This window comes from Pseudomonas shahriarae (genome assembly GCF_014268455.2).
GTDB classification, from domain to species: Bacteria; Pseudomonadota; Gammaproteobacteria; order Pseudomonadales; family Pseudomonadaceae; genus Aquipseudomonas; species Aquipseudomonas shahriarae.
In genome coordinates this window covers 1,112,750-1,130,176 of sequence record NZ_CP077085.1, presented here as the reverse complement: position 1 = coordinate 1,130,176, position 17,427 = coordinate 1,112,750, and the positions used below count along the sequence as shown (strand labels likewise).

Genomic DNA, 17,427 nt, shown 5'->3' with positions numbered 1-17,427 from the left:
GGACTCTAAGACAAAATGATCAGGTGTGTATTCTAGTGTTCTGGTTCAGAAATAACTGTGCAAATTTGTCGGGATCAAGCGATGGCGATAGGCCAGAACCTTTTCGACCGCCCAAAACAAAACCCCAACTGCTTTCGCAATTGGGGTCTCGGAATTTAATCTTGACGATGACCTACTCTCACATGGGGAAACCCCACACTACCATCGGCGATGCATCGTTTCACTACTGAGTTCGGGATGGGATCAGGTGGTTCCAATGCTCTATGGTCGTCAAGAAATTCGGGTACTGAGTCGTGACCAGATGGCCTCGCTTCAGCAAATTGGGTATGTGATAGCTTTCGGTGTTTTGTGAGATTCGAACTTTCGGTTCATTTCGTCTTCACACACCGCAATCTGATGCTTTTGCTTGTTTCCAAGTCAAGAGTAGTCAAATTGCTTGGGTGTTATATGGTCAAGCCTCACGGGCAATTAGTATTGGTTAGCTCAACGCCTCACAGCGCTTACACACCCAACCTATCAACGTCGTAGTCTTCGACGGCCCTTCAGGGAACTCAAGGTTCCAGTGAGATCTCATCTTGAGGCTAGTTTCCCGCTTAGATGCTTTCAGCGGTTATCTATTCCGAACATAGCTACCCGGCAATGCCACTGGCGTGACAACCGGAACACCAGAGGTTCGTCCACTCCGGTCCTCTCGTACTAGGAGCAGCCCCTCTCAAATCTCAAACGTCCACGGCAGATAGGGACCGAACTGTCTCACGACGTTCTAAACCCAGCTCGCGTACCACTTTAAATGGCGAACAGCCATACCCTTGGGACCGGCTTCAGCCCCAGGATGTGATGAGCCGACATCGAGGTGCCAAACACCGCCGTCGATATGAACTCTTGGGCGGTATCAGCCTGTTATCCCCGGAGTACCTTTTATCCGTTGAGCGATGGCCCTTCCATACAGAACCACCGGATCACTAAGACCTACTTTCGTACCTGCTCGACGTGTCTGTCTCGCAGTCAAGCGCGCTTTTGCCTTTATACTCTACGACCGATTTCCGACCGGTCTGAGCGCACCTTCGTACTCCTCCGTTACTCTTTAGGAGGAGACCGCCCCAGTCAAACTACCCACCATACACTGTCCTCGATCCGGATAACGGACCTGAGTTAGAACCTCAAAGTTGCCAGGGTGGTATTTCAAGGTTGGCTCCACGCGAACTGGCGTCCACGCTTCAAAGCCTCCCACCTATCCTACACAAGCAAATTCAAAGTCCAGTGCAAAGCTATAGTAAAGGTTCACGGGGTCTTTCCGTCTAGCCGCGGATACACTGCATCTTCACAGCGATTTCAATTTCACTGAGTCTCGGGTGGAGACAGCGCCGCCATCGTTACGCCATTCGTGCAGGTCGGAACTTACCCGACAAGGAATTTCGCTACCTTAGGACCGTTATAGTTACGGCCGCCGTTTACCGGGGCTTCGATCAAGAGCTTCGCGTTAGCTAACCCCATCAATTAACCTTCCGGCACCGGGCAGGCGTCACACCCTATACGTCCACTTTCGTGTTTGCAGAGTGCTGTGTTTTTAATAAACAGTCGCAGCGGCCTGGTATCTTCGACCGGCATGAGCTTACGGAGCAAGTCCTTCACCCTCACCGGCGCACCTTCTCCCGAAGTTACGGTGCCATTTTGCCTAGTTCCTTCACCCGAGTTCTCTCAAGCGCCTTGGTATTCTCTACCCAACCACCTGTGTCGGTTTGGGGTACGGTTCCTGGTTACCTGAAGCTTAGAAGCTTTTCTTGGAAGCATGGCATCAACCACTTCGTCATCTAAAAGATGACTCGTCATCAGCTCTCGGCCTTAGAATCCCGGATTTACCTAAGATTCCAGCCTACCACCTTAAACTTGGACAACCAACGCCAAGCTGGCCTAGCCTTCTCCGTCCCTCCATCGCAATAACCAGAAGTACAGGAATATTAACCTGTTTTCCATCGACTACGCTTTTCAGCCTCGCCTTAGGGACCGACTAACCCTGCGTCGATTAACGTTGCGCAGGAAACCTTGGTCTTTCGGCGTGGGTGTTTTTCACACCCATTGTCGTTACTCATGTCAGCATTCGCACTTCTGATACCTCCAGCAAGCTTCTCAACTCACCTTCACAGGCTTACAGAACGCTCCTCTACCGCATCACCCGAAGGTGATACCCGTAGCTTCGGTGTATGGTTTGAGCCCCGTTACATCTTCCGCGCAGGCCGACTCGACTAGTGAGCTATTACGCTTTCTTTAAAGGGTGGCTGCTTCTAAGCCAACCTCCTAGCTGTCTAAGCCTTCCCACATCGTTTCCCACTTAACCATAACTTTGGGACCTTAGCTGACGGTCTGGGTTGTTTCCCTTTTCACGACGGACGTTAGCACCCGCCGTGTGTCTCCCATGCTCGGCACTTGTAGGTATTCGGAGTTTGCATCGGTTTGGTAAGTCGGGATGACCCCCTAGCCGAAACAGTGCTCTACCCCCTACAGTGATACATGAGGCGCTACCTAAATAGCTTTCGAGGAGAACCAGCTATCTCCGAGCTTGATTAGCCTTTCACTCCGATCCACAGGTCATCCGCTAACTTTTCAACGGTAGTCGGTTCGGTCCTCCAGTTAGTGTTACCCAACCTTCAACCTGCCCATGGATAGATCGCCCGGTTTCGGGTCTATTCCCAGCGACTAGACGCCCTATTAAGACTCGCTTTCGCTACGCCTCCCCTATTCGGTTAAGCTCGCCACTGAAAATAAGTCGCTGACCCATTATACAAAAGGTACGCAGTCACCCAACAAAGTGGGCTCCCACTGCTTGTACGCATACGGTTTCAGGATCTATTTCACTCCCCTCTCCGGGGTTCTTTTCGCCTTTCCCTCACGGTACTAGTTCACTATCGGTCAGTCAGTAGTATTTAGCCTTGGAGGATGGTCCCCCCATATTCAGACAAAGTTTCTCGTGCTCCGTCCTACTCGATTTCATGACTAAGAGATTTTCGCGTACAGGGCTATCACCCACTATGGCCGCACTTTCCAGAGCGTTCCGCTAATCTCAAAGCCACTTAAGGGCTAGTCCCCGTTCGCTCGCCACTACTAAGGGAATCTCGGTTGATTTCTTTTCCTCAGGGTACTTAGATGTTTCAGTTCCCCTGGTTCGCCTCTTAAGCCTATGTATTCAGCTTAAGATAACCATCTTATGATGGCTGGGTTCCCCCATTCAGACATCTCCGGATCAAAGTCTGTTTGCCGACTCCCCGAAGCTTTTCGCAGGCTACCACGTCTTTCATCGCCTCTGACTGCCAAGGCATCCACCGTATGCGCTTCTTCACTTGACCATATAACCCCAAGCAATCTGGTTATACTGTGAAGACGACATTCGCCGAAAATTCGATAATACTCAATTTGAGTAACTCACAAATTTTACCTTAGCCTGATCCGTTACCAGTGAAAGTAACGTTCAGTCTATCTTTCTATCACATACCCAAATTTTTAAAGAACGAACTAGTCAAAGACTAGAAATCAACATTCACCATCGCATGGATGGAATGCTCATTTCTAAGCTTTATACAAACAGAAGCAGTAGTGGTGGAGCCAAGCGGGATCGAACCGCTGACCTCCTGCGTGCAAGGCAGGCGCTCTCCCAGCTGAGCTATGGCCCCGTATTTCTACAGGCGTTTCCCACACAAAATTGGTGGGTCTGGGCAGATTCGAACTGCCGACCTCACCCTTATCAGGGGTGCGCTCTAACCAACTGAGCTACAGACCCAATTTCGGGCTGCTTCTTTCGTCTTCTTCAATGAATCAAGCAATTCGTGTGGGAACTTATGGAGCAGCTGATGTCGTCGATTAAGGAGGTGATCCAGCCGCAGGTTCCCCTACGGCTACCTTGTTACGACTTCACCCCAGTCATGAATCACACCGTGGTAACCGTCCTCCCGAAGGTTAGACTAGCTACTTCTGGTGCAACCCACTCCCATGGTGTGACGGGCGGTGTGTACAAGGCCCGGGAACGTATTCACCGCGACATTCTGATTCGCGATTACTAGCGATTCCGACTTCACGCAGTCGAGTTGCAGACTGCGATCCGGACTACGATCGGTTTTGTGGGATTAGCTCCACCTCGCGGCTTGGCAACCCTCTGTACCGACCATTGTAGCACGTGTGTAGCCCAGGCCGTAAGGGCCATGATGACTTGACGTCATCCCCACCTTCCTCCGGTTTGTCACCGGCAGTCTCCTTAGAGTGCCCACCATTACGTGCTGGTAACTAAGGACAAGGGTTGCGCTCGTTACGGGACTTAACCCAACATCTCACGACACGAGCTGACGACAGCCATGCAGCACCTGTCTCAATGTTCCCGAAGGCACCAATCTATCTCTAGAAAGTTCATTGGATGTCAAGGCCTGGTAAGGTTCTTCGCGTTGCTTCGAATTAAACCACATGCTCCACCGCTTGTGCGGGCCCCCGTCAATTCATTTGAGTTTTAACCTTGCGGCCGTACTCCCCAGGCGGTCAACTTAATGCGTTAGCTGCGCCACTAAGAGCTCAAGGCTCCCAACGGCTAGTTGACATCGTTTACGGCGTGGACTACCAGGGTATCTAATCCTGTTTGCTCCCCACGCTTTCGCACCTCAGTGTCAGTATCAGTCCAGGTGGTCGCCTTCGCCACTGGTGTTCCTTCCTATATCTACGCATTTCACCGCTACACAGGAAATTCCACCACCCTCTACCATACTCTAGTCAGTCAGTTTTGAATGCAGTTCCCAGGTTGAGCCCGGGGATTTCACATCCAACTTAACTAACCACCTACGCGCGCTTTACGCCCAGTAATTCCGATTAACGCTTGCACCCTCTGTATTACCGCGGCTGCTGGCACAGAGTTAGCCGGTGCTTATTCTGTCGGTAACGTCAAAATTGCAGAGTATTAATCTACAACCCTTCCTCCCAACTTAAAGTGCTTTACAATCCGAAGACCTTCTTCACACACGCGGCATGGCTGGATCAGGCTTTCGCCCATTGTCCAATATTCCCCACTGCTGCCTCCCGTAGGAGTCTGGACCGTGTCTCAGTTCCAGTGTGACTGATCATCCTCTCAGACCAGTTACGGATCGTCGCCTTGGTGAGCCATTACCCCACCAACTAGCTAATCCGACCTAGGCTCATCTGATAGCGCAAGGCCCGAAGGTCCCCTGCTTTCTCCCGTAGGACGTATGCGGTATTAGCGTCCGTTTCCGAACGTTATCCCCCACTACCAGGCAGATTCCTAGGCATTACTCACCCGTCCGCCGCTCTCAAGAGAAGCAAGCTTCTCTCTACCGCTCGACTTGCATGTGTTAGGCCTGCCGCCAGCGTTCAATCTGAGCCATGATCAAACTCTTCAGTTCAAACATCTTTGGGTTTTTAAGAAACCCTAAACTTGGCTCAGCAATCGTTGGTTACATCTTTGATTTCTCGCGGAGTAACTTGTGATGCTGATAATCTTGTTGACTATCAGTCTGACTCCACAAGCACCCACACGAATTGCTTGATTCAGTTGTTAAAGAGCGGTTGGTTAAGATCTTTCGTCTCAACCGAGGCGCGCATTCTACAGCAGCCTCATTTGCTGTCAAGTGATTATTTTCAGAAGTTTTCGAGGATTTCCTCAACAACTTCAACCACTTGCGCTTCCGATCTCTCGTTAGCGGGAGGCGAATTCTACAGCGTTACACGCTGCTGTCAACACCTCTTTTTCTCCGCTTTCGACCGAGAGGATCGAAACGTTAATAGAGCCAAACAACACTGCTCTACCAACTCCTTCTGGGCCTCGATAAACTGAAGCAACTCGCTGCCGAATTCTGCGTAACTCTTTGTTTACCAAGGAGTTTTCCGTTTCGACTGCGCCGGAAGTGGGGCGAATTATAGACTTCCAGAATCTGCCGTCAAGCGTTAATTACGCTTTTGTTGCAGAAGGTGCTTTTTTAGCAATAAGGCGGGGAATTCGACGCATCACCGGTGGAATCCGCAGGACCAAAAGCAGCCCCCCTATAGAAGCATAGATAGCCCACTCCTTCAGGTCGGCACGCACGATCCACAGCATATGCAACAAACCAAGCCCCAGAATCACATACACGAGGCGATGCAACTTCTTCCAACGGGTACCCAATCGACGCTGGCTATAGCGATTGGATGTCACCGCCAACGCCAGCAAACACAGGAACGCCAACGCTCCCACAATAATGTAGGGGCGTTTGCGCAGCTCGACGCCCAACTGCGACCAATCCAACCCAAGGATAAATACACAATAAGCCGCAAGGTGCAGCACCACATAAGCAAAGCACCACAACCCCAACTGCCGGCGCACAGCGATCCACCCCGCCCAACCGCTCAACTTTTGCAGAGGCGTCATCGCAAGCGTGACCAGCAGCAAGATCAGCGTTCCCAGCCCCAGCCGATCAACCAGCACTTTGCCGGGATCAGGCCCCAAGGTAAGACTCCAGGCCTCATACAACCAGTACAACGGCCACACTGCCGCAGCTATAAAGACGCCAAGGCGCCAGAGGGGGTAGCGCATCAGTAGTTCTTCCGCAGATCAAGACCCGTATAAAGAGAAGCGACCTCATCCGAGTAGCCATTGAACATCTGCGTCTCGCGCACATTCGGGCTGAACAAGCCGCTAGGCAGACGTCGCTCCCGCGCCTGGGTCCAGCGAGGATGATCGACCGTGGGGTTCACATTTGCATAAAACCCATACTCATCCGCCGCAATGCTTTGCCAGGTGGTTTTCGGCTGCTCGCTCACCAGGCTGATCCGCACGATGGACTTCACACTCTTGAAGCCATACTTCCAAGGCACCACCAGCCGCAGCGGCGCACCATTCTGGTTGGGCAGTTCACGGCCATACATGCCCACCGCAAGGATTGCCAAAGGGTTCATCGCTTCATCCAGACGTAACCCTTCTATATAAGGCCAGTCGATCAGGCCGAAACTCGAACGCTGGCCCGGCATGCTCTTGGGGTCCTGCAGAGTTTCAAAGCGGATGTACTTGGCCTTGGAAGTGGGTTCGACCTGTTTAAGCAAAGCCGATATAGGGAAGCCGATCCAGGGAATGACCATCGACCACGCCTCGACACAGCGTAGACGGTAGATTCGCTCCTCCAACTGATACGGTTTCATGAAGTCCTCCAAGGCATAACGCCCAGGCTTGGCGACCTCACCATCAATCACGACGCTCCACGGCTCCGTCTTGAGGGAACCAGCATTCGCCGCCGGATCGCCCTTGTCGGTACCGAACTCATAGAAGTTGTTGTAGTGGGTCGCATCTTTGAACGGGGTGATGGCTTCGTCTTTGACCGTCACCGCCTGCCATTGGGTGCCTGGCAGCTTCTCGGCAAACCAGCCGGGAGCCTTGCCCGGCTCGACATCGGCATAACGCGCGGTATCAGCTGCACTCGCCCAACGCGGCAGGCTGCTGGCAGCAATACCGGCAAGCGCACCACCGAGCAAACTGCGGCGGGAGAAATAGAGGGATTCCGGGGTGACATCCGATTCGTGACAATCGGACGCTTTAGGCAACTTGATTAACATGGCAACTCCGCAGCATTGGAGAACTGATGCACCAATAGACTGCGGAGTATGGGGGAAATTACATTAAGGCAATGTTTTGTCCCGGCGCAGATGCAACAGGTACTGAACCGGACCCGAAGCCGCATACACCAGGAACGCCAGCAACAGAATCCGCGGCGGATCACTGAAGACCACTGCGAAAACCAGCACCACTACCAGAATCGCCACGAAAGGCACCCGCCCCTTCAGGTCGAACTCCTTGAAGCTGTTGTACTTGATATTGCTGACCATCAGCATGCCGGCCGCCGCAACCATCAAGGCCACCAGGAACGACATCTTCGACCCCTGGATACCGTAGTCACTGAACGCCCAGACAATACCCGCCACCACACCTGCCGCAGCAGGACTGGCAAGGCCAATGAAGTAACGCTTGTCGGCAGTCCCCACCTGGGTATTGAAACGCGCCAGGCGCAGTGCAGCACCGGCCACGTAGATGAAGGCAACCATCCAGCCGACCTTGCCCATATCACCCAGGGCCCAGGCAAACGCCAACAGCGCAGGTGCGACACCAAAGGCAACCATGTCCGACAGCGAGTCGTATTCGGCACCGAAGGCACTTTGCGTATTGGTCATGCGCGCTACGCGGCCATCCAGGCCGTCAAGGACCATGGCCACAAAGATCGCGATGGCAGCAAAACCGAAGTATTTGCTGGCACTCGCCGCATCACCTGCCGCCAGCGCACTCTGGGCACTCATGGAATTGATGATGGAGTAGAAACCGGCAAACAGGTTCGCCGTGGTGAACAGGTTGGGCAGAAGATAGATGCCACGATGCCGGACCTTGCGGCCTTCCGCGTCATGCCCTTCTTCGACATGCTCATCGATCGGTAGCAGGCTTTCGGCGTCAGAGGCCTGGTTTGGCTCTTCGGGACGTTCGCTCATGGACTTTACCTTGCAACGGTGTGAAAAAATTCGACAGACACTTGCGGCGAGTGTTCGCCCGCAAACGATGCAGCTTTATACCAGAACCGGCCCGCAAACGAAAAAACGCGGCCTAGGCCGCGTTTTCCCTTGATGCATCCGACTTAGTTTTTGGCTTTGTCGACGATCTTGTTGGCACCGATCCACGGCATCATGGAGCGCAGTTGCTCGCCGATGACTTCGATACCGTGAGCAGCGTTGTTACGACGCTTGGCGGTCATCGAAGGGTAGCCGGTTGCACCTTCGCTGATGAACATTTTGGCGTACTCGCCGTCCTGAATACGTTTCAGGGCGTTGCGCATGGCCTGACGGGATTCGGCGTTGATCACTTCCGGACCTGTCACGTACTCGCCGTACTCAGCGTTGTTGGAGATCGAGTAGTTCATGTTGGCGATACCGCCTTCGTACATGAGGTCAACGATCAGCTTCAGTTCGTGCAGGCACTCGAAGTAGGCCATTTCTGGCGCGTAGCCAGCTTCAACCAGGGTTTCGAAACCGGCTTTTACCAGCTCAACGGTACCGCCACACAGAACGGCTTGCTCGCCGAACAGGTCGGTTTCAGTCTCGTCCTTGAAGGTGGTTTCGATGATGCCGGTACGACCGCCACCGACGCCAGCAGCGTAGGACAGTGCAACGTTCTTGGCGTTGCCCGAAGCGTCCTGGTAGATCGCGATCAGGTCAGGGATACCACCGCCTTTGACGAACTCGGAACGCACGGTGTGGCCCGGTGCTTTCGGCGCGATCATGATCACGTCGAGGTCAGCACGCGGCACGACCTGGTTGTAGTGGATCGCGAAGCCGTGGGAGAAGGCCAGGGTGGCGCCTTTCTTGATGTTCGGCTCGATTTCGTTCTTGTACAGCGAGGACTGGAACTCGTCCGGGGTCAGGATCATGACCAGGTCGGCAGCCGCAACAGCAGAAGCCACGTCAGTGACTTTCAGGCCGTGGGCTTCAGCCTTGGCAACGGTAGCCGAGCCTTTACGCAGACCGACAGTGACGTCGACGCCGGAGTCTTTCAGGTTGCACGCCTGGGCGTGGCCCTGGGAGCCGTAACCGATGATGGCGACTTTCTTGCCCTGGATGATCGACAGGTCACAATCTTTATCGTAATAAACTTTCATGAGGTTCCTCTATATATCCAGGCCGTAAGGCCATTCGCTAATTTGGGTTAGATGCTGAGTACTTTGTCGCCACGGGCAATCCCGGTGACGCCACTGCGTACGGTTTCCAGAATCGAGGCCGTCCCGATCGACTGGATGAAGCTGTCCAGCTTGTCGCTGGTACCGGTCAGTTGAACGGTATAAACGCTGGCGCTCACATCGACGATCTGCCCACGATAAATATCGGTAGTCCGCTTGATCTCGGCACGCTGGGCGCCCGTGGCCTTGACCTTAACCAGCATCAGCTCGCGCTCGATGTGGGCACTTTCCGACAAATCGACCAGCTTGACCACTTCGATCAGCTTGTTGAGGTTCTTGGTGATCTGCTCGATCACTTCATCATGGCCTACAGTGGTCAACGTCAGGCGCGACAGGGTCGGGTCTTCGGTCGGGGCCACCGTCAGGCTTTCGATGTTGTAGTTGCGCTGCGAAAACAGGCCGACCACACGAGACAGAGCGCCCGGTTCGTTCTCCAGAAGCAGGGAGATAATGTGCCGCATGATTAGGTCCGCTCCGTCTTGTTCAGCCACATGTCGCGCATAGAGCCGTCTTTGATCTGCATCGGGTAGACGTGCTCGCTGGTGTCGACCTGGATGTCGATAAACACCAGACGATCCTTCATGGCGAACGCCTCTTCCATCTTCGGCTTGAGATCCTTCAAATCGGTGATGCGCATGCCGACATGGCCATAGGCTTCAACCAACTTGACGAAATCTGGCAGCGATTCCATGTAGGAATGGGAGTGGCGACTGTTGTAGCTCATGTCCTGCCATTGGCGAACCATGCCCAACACACCGTTGTTCAGGCAGACGATCTTCACCGGCAAGCCATATTGCAGGCAGGTCGACAGCTCCTGGATGTTCATCTGGATGCTGCCTTCACCGGTGACGCAGGCCACGTCAGTGTCCGGGAAGCTCAACTTCACACCCATGGCCGCCGGGAAACCGAAGCCCATCGTGCCCAGGCCACCGGAGTTGATCCAGCGGTTAGGCTTGTCGAACTTGTAGTACTGCGCGGCAAACATCTGGTGCTGGCCCACGTCCGAGGTCACAAAGGCGTCGCCCTTGGTCACTTCACACAGGGTTTCGATCACGGTCTGTGGCTTGATGATGCTGCCGTCGCCCTTGTCGTAAGGGAACAGGCCGCGATCACCGCGCCATTCGTCGATCTGCTTCCACCAGCTGGCGACCGACTCCTTGTTCGGAGTTTCGCCAATGTCCTTGAGCGCGGCGACCATTTCGGTCAATACGCTCTCCACAGGACCGACAATCGGCACGTCGGCCTTGATGGTCTTGGAGATGGACGCCGGGTCGATGTCGATGTGGATGATCTTGGCATTCGGGCAGAACTTGCTCGCGCCATTGATCACCCGGTCATCGAACCGTGCACCCACGGCCAGGATCACATCAGCGTGGTGCATGGTCAGGTTGGCCGTGTAGCTGCCGTGCATGCCGAGCATCCCGACGAACTGACGATCCGAACCCGGGAAGGCACCGAGGCCCATCAAGGTGTTGGTGACCGGCAGGTTGAGCATCTTGGCCAGTTCGGTCAAAGGTGCGGAACCACCGCCCAGGATCACGCCGCCACCCGAGTACAGCACTGGACGCTTGGCCGCCAGGAGCATTTCTGCCGCCTTGCGGATTTGCCCCGAGTGCCCACGAACGGCCGGGCTGTAGGAACGCAGCTTGGCTTTCTTCGGGAAAACGTATTCGAATTTTTCCGCCGGGTTGGTCATGTCTTTCGGGATATCGACCACCACAGGACCCGGGCGACCGGATTGCGCGAGGTAGAACGCCTTTTTCATGATTTCCGGGATTTCCGAGGCGTGCTTGATCATGAAGCTGTGTTTCACGATCGGCCGGGAAATACCGATCATATCGGTTTCCTGGAATGCATCAGTGCCCACCATGGTGCTCGCCACCTGGCCGGAAATGATCACCATCGGAATAGAGTCCATATACGCAGTCGCGATGCCAGTAATGGCATTGGTTGCGCCTGGGCCGGACGTTACCAGTACCACGCCGGCTTTGCCGGTGGCACGGGCATAACCGTCAGCCATATGGGTCGCGGCCTGCTCATGGCGAACCAGGATGTGGTTGACAGCCGGTTCCTTGAACAGTGCGTCGTAGACATGCAGCAGAGCACCACCTGGGTACCCGTAGATATAGTCGACGCCTTCGTCACGCAAAAAGCGGACGAGCATCTCACCGCCAGATAAAAGCTCCACGTTGTTCACCTCTAAAACGCCAGAATACCGTCCGTTGAAAACCGACGGGTCTTAATAGGTTTACTTCTCAACAGAGCATGAGCGACGGTGGTCGCCGACTACGTCAGCACTGACTGAGCAAGTATTGGGATCGTCCCAAGTGTTGCGGGCTTTTCCCACCCAGCGCGAGGTAACGCGTTGCGGGTGTAACAGGTCGGCGCGGATGTGCGCCTCATGATCTGCTGAGCGGGCCTGCTTCTGGCAGTCCCGATACAGCGGACTTTGGATTCTTCTGTTTCAGCCCCTTCAAGTCAAGCAATAATTGCGCTTTTTTCCAACTAAGCGCATGTGAACGTAGAAGAAAGGGCTTTGAGGAGGGATAAAACTCGCCTGAATGTCGTCAAGCGGTAGAAATGTGCGCAAGACTGCCGGAAAACCCGGCAGTCAGGCAATTAACGAGCGCCGACGATCAGTTGGTCGAACTTTTTCAGCGCCGACCGTAGGCCGAGGCTCTCTTGAAGACGATCGGCGTAGACCATCTCGGCCATCTCCAGAATGCCCGAGGCATTGGGCAACGGCAGGTCCTGCTCGAGGATCTGTTTCATGCGACCCAGGAAGATCCACTGCAACCACTGATGAAAATCCAGGGTATCAACCGAAAACGGCTCGACGCTGCTCAGCGCCTCGGCACTGGGGGACACTTCATCCCACCAGCCCGCCAGGCGCAATTCGCGCTCAATCAGCAATAACTGCTCGGCAATTGCCGGAAAACGAGGATCCATCAGAGACTGACCTTGGCCTTTTGCCGAGCCTGGGCAGCACCGGCAGCATCACCTTGCGCAGCGCGCGCGTCGCCAATCAGGGCCCACAGACTGGCCTGCAGGTCAGGACGACCGTTAGCCATGGTCAGGCCACGACGGGCGAACTGTTCGGCTTGTGGCGCATCCCCCTGGGCCATGCGCACTTGCGCCAGGCGGTAGAGCACCTGCGGTTCACGTGGCGCGACACGCTGGGCGCGCTCGAGGCTGGACGATGCACCGTTCAAGTCTCCACCGGCTTGCTGTTGCTGCGCAGTGGTGAGCAAGGCCAGGACCGGACCGTCCAACTGCTCGTCGGCGGACAGGCCACCGGCGTTGGCCGAAGGAATCCCGCTCGGGGTCGAGGGCATGTTGTAGGTGCCCTGGTTGATCGGCGCGCTATCAATCGGCGCGGAGTTCGACGGCCCAGGTGTGATCGGGCCCGGTGTCCATGGCGCCGAGCTGATCGGCGCAGACGTAGTAGCGCCGCCCCCCGGAACCATTACCACCACTCCGGAATCCTGGGGTACAGCCTGGGTTGTGGCAGGGTTTGGACGCGTGGTCACGGTCTGGCGGAAGCCGCCGTTGGCCGAGATCCGGTCATTGTTGGACACGGCCGTGCCGGAATCCACCACCGGGATGGACCCGCGCTGCACGGTGGAGCAACCACTGAGCAAAGCTAACGTTGTAATAGCCGGAATCAACCACTTGTTCACTTGAAATCCTCTTTGCTTAATTCATCCAGCCCTTGACCCAATCCATCACCGAATCGGCATCCGTGGGCACACCTGTGCCACATGGAGCGCCGGCTGGCGGTTCACTGCCGCGAATATACGGCATCTGCACCGCGCCCGGACAGTTGGCATCGGAGCCCTGCCCGGTATGGGGGTCGATCCAGGCCTGCACGATGTTGTCGGGTTGCGGCATGTTCAGTGGCAGCGGGTCGGCCTTGCGCATAAAACTGGTCCAGACCTGCAAGGCGCCGGTCGCCCCCGTGAAGGGTGTCTTGCCATTGTCATCGCGCCCCAGCCACACCACCGCGAGCAGGTCCTGGCTGAAACCGGCGAACCAACTGTCCCGGGAATCGTTACTGGTACCGGTCTTGCCGGCCAGCGTCAGGTTGCCAGGCAGTGAGCTGTACACCGAGCGCCCGGTACCTTCGCGCATGACCCGCTGCATGGCGTTCTGGGTCAGATAGATGGAGGCCGGATCAAAGCGCTGCTCGATCTGGAACGGGTAGCGCTTGAGCGGCTCGCCTTCCGCCGTAAGCACACTGCGGATCCCGCGCATCGGTGTATTGAAACCACCGTTGGCCAGGGTCTGGTACATGGTCGCCACTTCCATCGGGCTCAAGCCCCCCGCCCCCAGCAACATCGAAGGGAACGCCGGGAACTCGCGGCTCACGCCCAGGCGCGCCAGGGTCTTGAGGACGTTCGGCACCCCCAGCTCCAGGCCCAGCCGCGCCGTGGACAGATTGTAGGAGTGTGCCAGGCCCTGGTACAGGAACACCGTACCGTGGGAGCGACGGTCATAGTTCTGCGGCTTCCACACCTGGCCATCGGCGCCCTTGACCGAAAACGCTTCGTCGGACAACCAACTGGTCAGGGTGTACTTGCTCGGTTTTTCCAGCGCCGTGAGGTACACCGCCGGCTTGATCAGCGAGCCAATCGGCCGTACGGCATCCAGGGCACGGTTGAAGCCGGCAAAACTGGCCTGGCGGCTGCCGATCATGGCCTGGACTTCACCGGTTTCCGGATTGGTCACCACCATGGCCGCCTCAACCTCATCCGAACCCTTGCGCCCGGCCAGGCGCTTGAAGGTATCGCTGACCGACGCTTCGGCCTTCATCTGCAGGATCGGGTCGAAACTGGTGAAGATCCGCAGGCCTTCTTCGGTCAAGTCCTCGTCGCGATAGTCTTCGCGCAACTGGCGCTTGACCAGGTCGATGAAGCCGGGGAATGAACTGTCGGCCAACTTGCCACGGGTAGTGACACCCAGAGGCATCTTCTTCGCGGCAGCGACCTGTTCTGCGGTGGCCACGCCCTGCTGTTCCAGCACGTCGAGGACCAGGTTACGACGTTCCAGGGCCCGCTCCGGGTTGCGGCGCGGGTTGTAATAGGACGGCCCCTTGACCATGCCCACCAGCAACGCCACCTGATGCAGCTTGAGCTCGGACAATGGCTGGCCGAAGAAGAACTGACTGGCCAGGCCGAAACCATGCACCGCGCGCTGGCCATCCTGGCCGACGAACACTTCGTTGAGGTAGGCCTCCAGGATCTCCTGCTTGCTGTAATGCAGCTCCAGCAACATCGCCATCATGGCTTCAGTGAGTTTACGGGTCAGGCTGCGCTCACTGGTCAGGTAGAAATTCTTGACCAATTGTTGCGTCAGCGTACTGCCGCCCTGGGTCATGCGGCCACCCGAGGTGTTGACCCAGATGGCGCGGGCGATGGACTTGGGCGATACGCCCCAGTGGCTGTAGAAATCCCGGTCTTCAACCGCGACCAGGGTTTCCAACAGATACGGCGGGACCTGATCAATCTTGATCAGGATGCGATCTTCAAGGTTCTTCGGGTAAATCCCGCCGATCAGCAATGGCTCAAGGCGCACCACCGGCAGCTTGCCGCCGTTGAGTGCGGAAAGCTCGGCCACGTAATCCCCGGAGAAACGCACACGCACCGGCTGGGCCTTTTCCAGGCCTTCATAGAACTGGAAGCCCCGGGTGTTCAAGTCCACGGTATTGCCGCTGACCGCCGCCGCCCCCGGACCGTTGGCCACGGCTTCGCGTCGGTAACCCAGCGCATCGAGTTCGGTAAGGAAGTCAGCCTTGCTCAATTTCTGGCCGGTAAACAGCTCCAGCGGGCGAGCGTACACCTTCGCCGGGATGGTCCAGCGCTTGCCAGAGAACTTCTCCTGGACCACGGCATCGAGGTACACCGCGACGCCTGCGAGTGCCACCAGGCCAACCAGGCCGAGCTTGATCGCCCAGCCCAGCCAGGGGCGCAGGCTGCGGGGAGGAGGTTTTTTACGGGAACGGGGAGATCGGGTACGAGTCATGGCGGCGGATTATACGCATTTTATTGATGATCAACATGAACCGGACGGCGGTTTGCATGACCGACTTGAGCGGCCATAATGCGCTCCATTATTTTCCCAGACTCCGAAGGATCGCCCGTGAGCCAGCCCCTGATTGCCGCCCTGCAAAACCCGGCCCTGTTTCCTCATCCGGTCGAAGCGTTTCAAGTCATCGAAACCCATATTTCCTGGGTTCTGCTCACTGGCCCCTACGCCTACAAGATCAAGAAACCGGTGAACTTCGGCTTCCTCGACTTTACCCAGTTGGACGCCCGCTCCCACTTCTGCAACGAGGAACTGCGCCTCAACCAGCGCCTGACACAAGATTTGTATCTTGAAGTGTTACCGATCACCGGCAGCGTTGAAGCCCCGCAACTGGCCGGCGAAGGTCCGGCCATCGAATATGTGCTGAAAATGCGCCAGTTCCCGCAAAGCCAACTGCTGAGCACCTTGCAGGCCAATGGCGAGCTGACCAGCGGCCACATCGACGAAATGGCCAGCCAGATTGCGCAGTTCCACTTGAACGCGCCCAAGGTTCCCGAGGCGCACCCGGCCGGCACGCCGGACGAGGTGATGGCACCTGTACAGCAGAACTTCGAGCAGATCCGCCCGTTTCTCAGCGACAAGGCCGACCTGGCCCAACTGCAAGCACTGCAAGCCTGGGCCCAGAGCAGCTTCGAACGCCTCAAGCCCCTGCTGGAGCAACGCAAGCTCAATGGCTTTATCCGCGAGTGCCACGGCGACATTCACCTGGGCAACGCAACGATGATCGACGATCACGTGGTGATCTTCGACTGCATCGAGTTCAACGAGCCGTTCCGCTTCACCGACGTATGTGCCGACACTGGCTTCCTGGCCATGGACCTGGAAGACCGTGGCCTCAAGTCCCTGGCCCGACGTTTTATCAGCCAGTACCTGGAACTGACTGGCGATTACCAGAGCCTCGAACTGCTGAACTTCTATAAGGCCTACCGTGCCCTGGTGCGGGCCAAGGTCGCCCTGTTCAGCATGCCGTCCGAAGCAACGCCTGTAGAGCGTGCAACCACCCTGCGCCAATACCGTAACTACGCCAACCTGGCCGAAAGCTACAGCACCATCCCCTCGCGCTTCCTGGCAATTACCCACGGTGTGTCGGCCACCGGCAAAAGCCATGTGGCAATGCGCCTGGTCGACGCGCTCGGTGCCATACGCCTGCGCTCCGATGTAGAACGCAAGCGCTTGTTTGGCGAGCAGCAAGTGGAGAACACCCCACAAGCTGGGATCTATGCCTCGGATGCCAGCGCAGCGACCTACGCCCGCCTGCATACCCTCGCCGAAACCGTGCTGCGCGCGGGCTTCCCGGTGGTCCTGGACGCCACCTACCTCAAGCGTGAACAACGCGACGCCGCCGCCAAAGTCGCAGAGGCCACTGGCGCGCCCTTCCTGATCCTCGATTGCAATGCACCACAGGCAGTGATCGCCAACTGGCTGGCGAAACGTCAGGCAGATAAAAACGATCCTTCTGACGCCACCCTGGAGGTCATTGAGCAGCAGCAAGCCAGCCGCGATCCTCTGAGCGCCGAGGAACTGCTACTGAGCAAGCGGGTCGAGACCAATGAAAGCGGGACGCTGGACGCGCTGGTTGCCCATGTTCGTCAACACCTGCCAGGGCTGTAAGAAA

At 56.3% G+C, this 17,427-nt stretch carries 10 protein-coding genes, 2 tRNA genes and 3 rRNA genes; 1 reads left to right on the top strand and 14 read right to left on the bottom strand.

Annotated features, from left to right (window positions below; genetic code table 11):
- Window positions 1-159: 159 nt before the first annotated feature.
- The 14 genes from rrf to mrcB all read right to left on the bottom strand — a co-directional run bounded on the left by rrf (window position 160) and on the right by mrcB (window position 15,749).
- Window positions 160-275, bottom strand: a 5S ribosomal RNA gene (rrf, locus tag HU773_RS04890).
- A gap of 172 nt (window positions 276-447) precedes the next feature.
- Window positions 448-3,341: ribosomal RNA gene (locus HU773_RS04885) — 23S ribosomal RNA — on the bottom strand.
- 248 nt (window positions 3,342-3,589) lie between these two features.
- Window positions 3,590-3,665: transfer RNA gene (locus tag HU773_RS04880), tRNA-Ala, on the bottom strand.
- Window positions 3,666-3,695: 30 nt separating this feature from the next.
- A tRNA-Ile gene (locus HU773_RS04875) sits at window positions 3,696-3,772 on the bottom strand.
- Between the two features lie 81 nt (window positions 3,773-3,853).
- Window positions 3,854-5,390, bottom strand: a 16S ribosomal RNA gene (locus HU773_RS04870).
- The 16S, 23S and 5S rRNA genes sit together here with 2 tRNA genes alongside, the layout of an rRNA operon.
- Window positions 5,391-5,935: 545 nt before the next feature.
- Window positions 5,936-6,556, bottom strand: coding sequence for a protein-methionine-sulfoxide reductase heme-binding subunit MsrQ (gene msrQ, locus HU773_RS04865; RefSeq protein WP_170060131.1), 621 nt, complete (start codon window positions 6,554-6,556; stop codon window positions 5,936-5,938).
- Entirely contained in the window at window positions 6,556-7,569 is a 1,014-nt protein-coding gene (gene msrP, locus HU773_RS04860) for a protein-methionine-sulfoxide reductase catalytic subunit MsrP (RefSeq protein ID WP_057960636.1), read from the bottom strand. The genes msrQ and msrP overlap by 1 nt, the downstream gene beginning before the upstream one ends.
- A gap of 63 nt (window positions 7,570-7,632) precedes the next feature.
- On the bottom strand, window positions 7,633-8,490 hold the full coding sequence (pssA, locus tag HU773_RS04855) for a CDP-diacylglycerol--serine O-phosphatidyltransferase (protein ID WP_029298897.1): 858 nt from the start codon (window positions 8,488-8,490) through the stop codon (window positions 7,633-7,635).
- Window positions 8,491-8,633: 143 nt separating this feature from the next.
- Window positions 8,634-9,650 carry a ketol-acid reductoisomerase gene (gene ilvC / locus HU773_RS04850; RefSeq protein WP_003194132.1) on the bottom strand — a complete coding sequence of 339 codons (1,017 nt, stop codon included), beginning with the start codon at window positions 9,648-9,650 and terminating at the stop codon, window positions 8,634-8,636.
- Window positions 9,651-9,697: 47 nt separating this feature from the next.
- Window positions 9,698-10,189, bottom strand: coding sequence for an acetolactate synthase small subunit (ilvN, locus tag HU773_RS04845; RefSeq protein WP_003176102.1), 492 nt, complete (start codon window positions 10,187-10,189; stop codon window positions 9,698-9,700).
- A gap of 2 nt (window positions 10,190-10,191) precedes the next feature.
- Window positions 10,192-11,916, bottom strand: coding sequence for an acetolactate synthase 3 large subunit (locus HU773_RS04840; RefSeq protein ID WP_057960672.1), 1,725 nt, complete (start codon window positions 11,914-11,916; stop codon window positions 10,192-10,194).
- A gap of 431 nt (window positions 11,917-12,347) precedes the next feature.
- Window positions 12,348-12,677: a YqcC family protein gene (locus HU773_RS04835; protein ID WP_057960637.1), complete on the bottom strand. Its 330-nt coding sequence runs from the start codon at window positions 12,675-12,677 to the stop codon at window positions 12,348-12,350.
- Entirely contained in the window at window positions 12,677-13,408 is a 732-nt protein-coding gene (locus HU773_RS04830) for a tetratricopeptide repeat protein (RefSeq protein ID WP_057960638.1), read from the bottom strand. The genes HU773_RS04835 and HU773_RS04830 overlap by 1 nt, the downstream gene beginning before the upstream one ends.
- A 16-nt stretch (window positions 13,409-13,424) precedes the next feature.
- Window positions 13,425-15,749: a penicillin-binding protein 1B gene (gene mrcB / locus HU773_RS04825; RefSeq protein ID WP_120731577.1), complete on the bottom strand. Its 2,325-nt coding sequence runs from the start codon at window positions 15,747-15,749 to the stop codon at window positions 13,425-13,427.
- Between the two features lie 117 nt (window positions 15,750-15,866).
- Here mrcB and HU773_RS04820 point away from each other — a divergent pair, with 117 nt between their 5' ends.
- Complete coding sequence (locus tag HU773_RS04820) at window positions 15,867-17,423, top strand: bifunctional aminoglycoside phosphotransferase/ATP-binding protein (protein ID WP_057960640.1); 1,557 nt, start codon at window positions 15,867-15,869, stop codon at window positions 17,421-17,423.
- The last annotated feature ends 4 nt before the right edge of the window (window positions 17,424-17,427 follow it).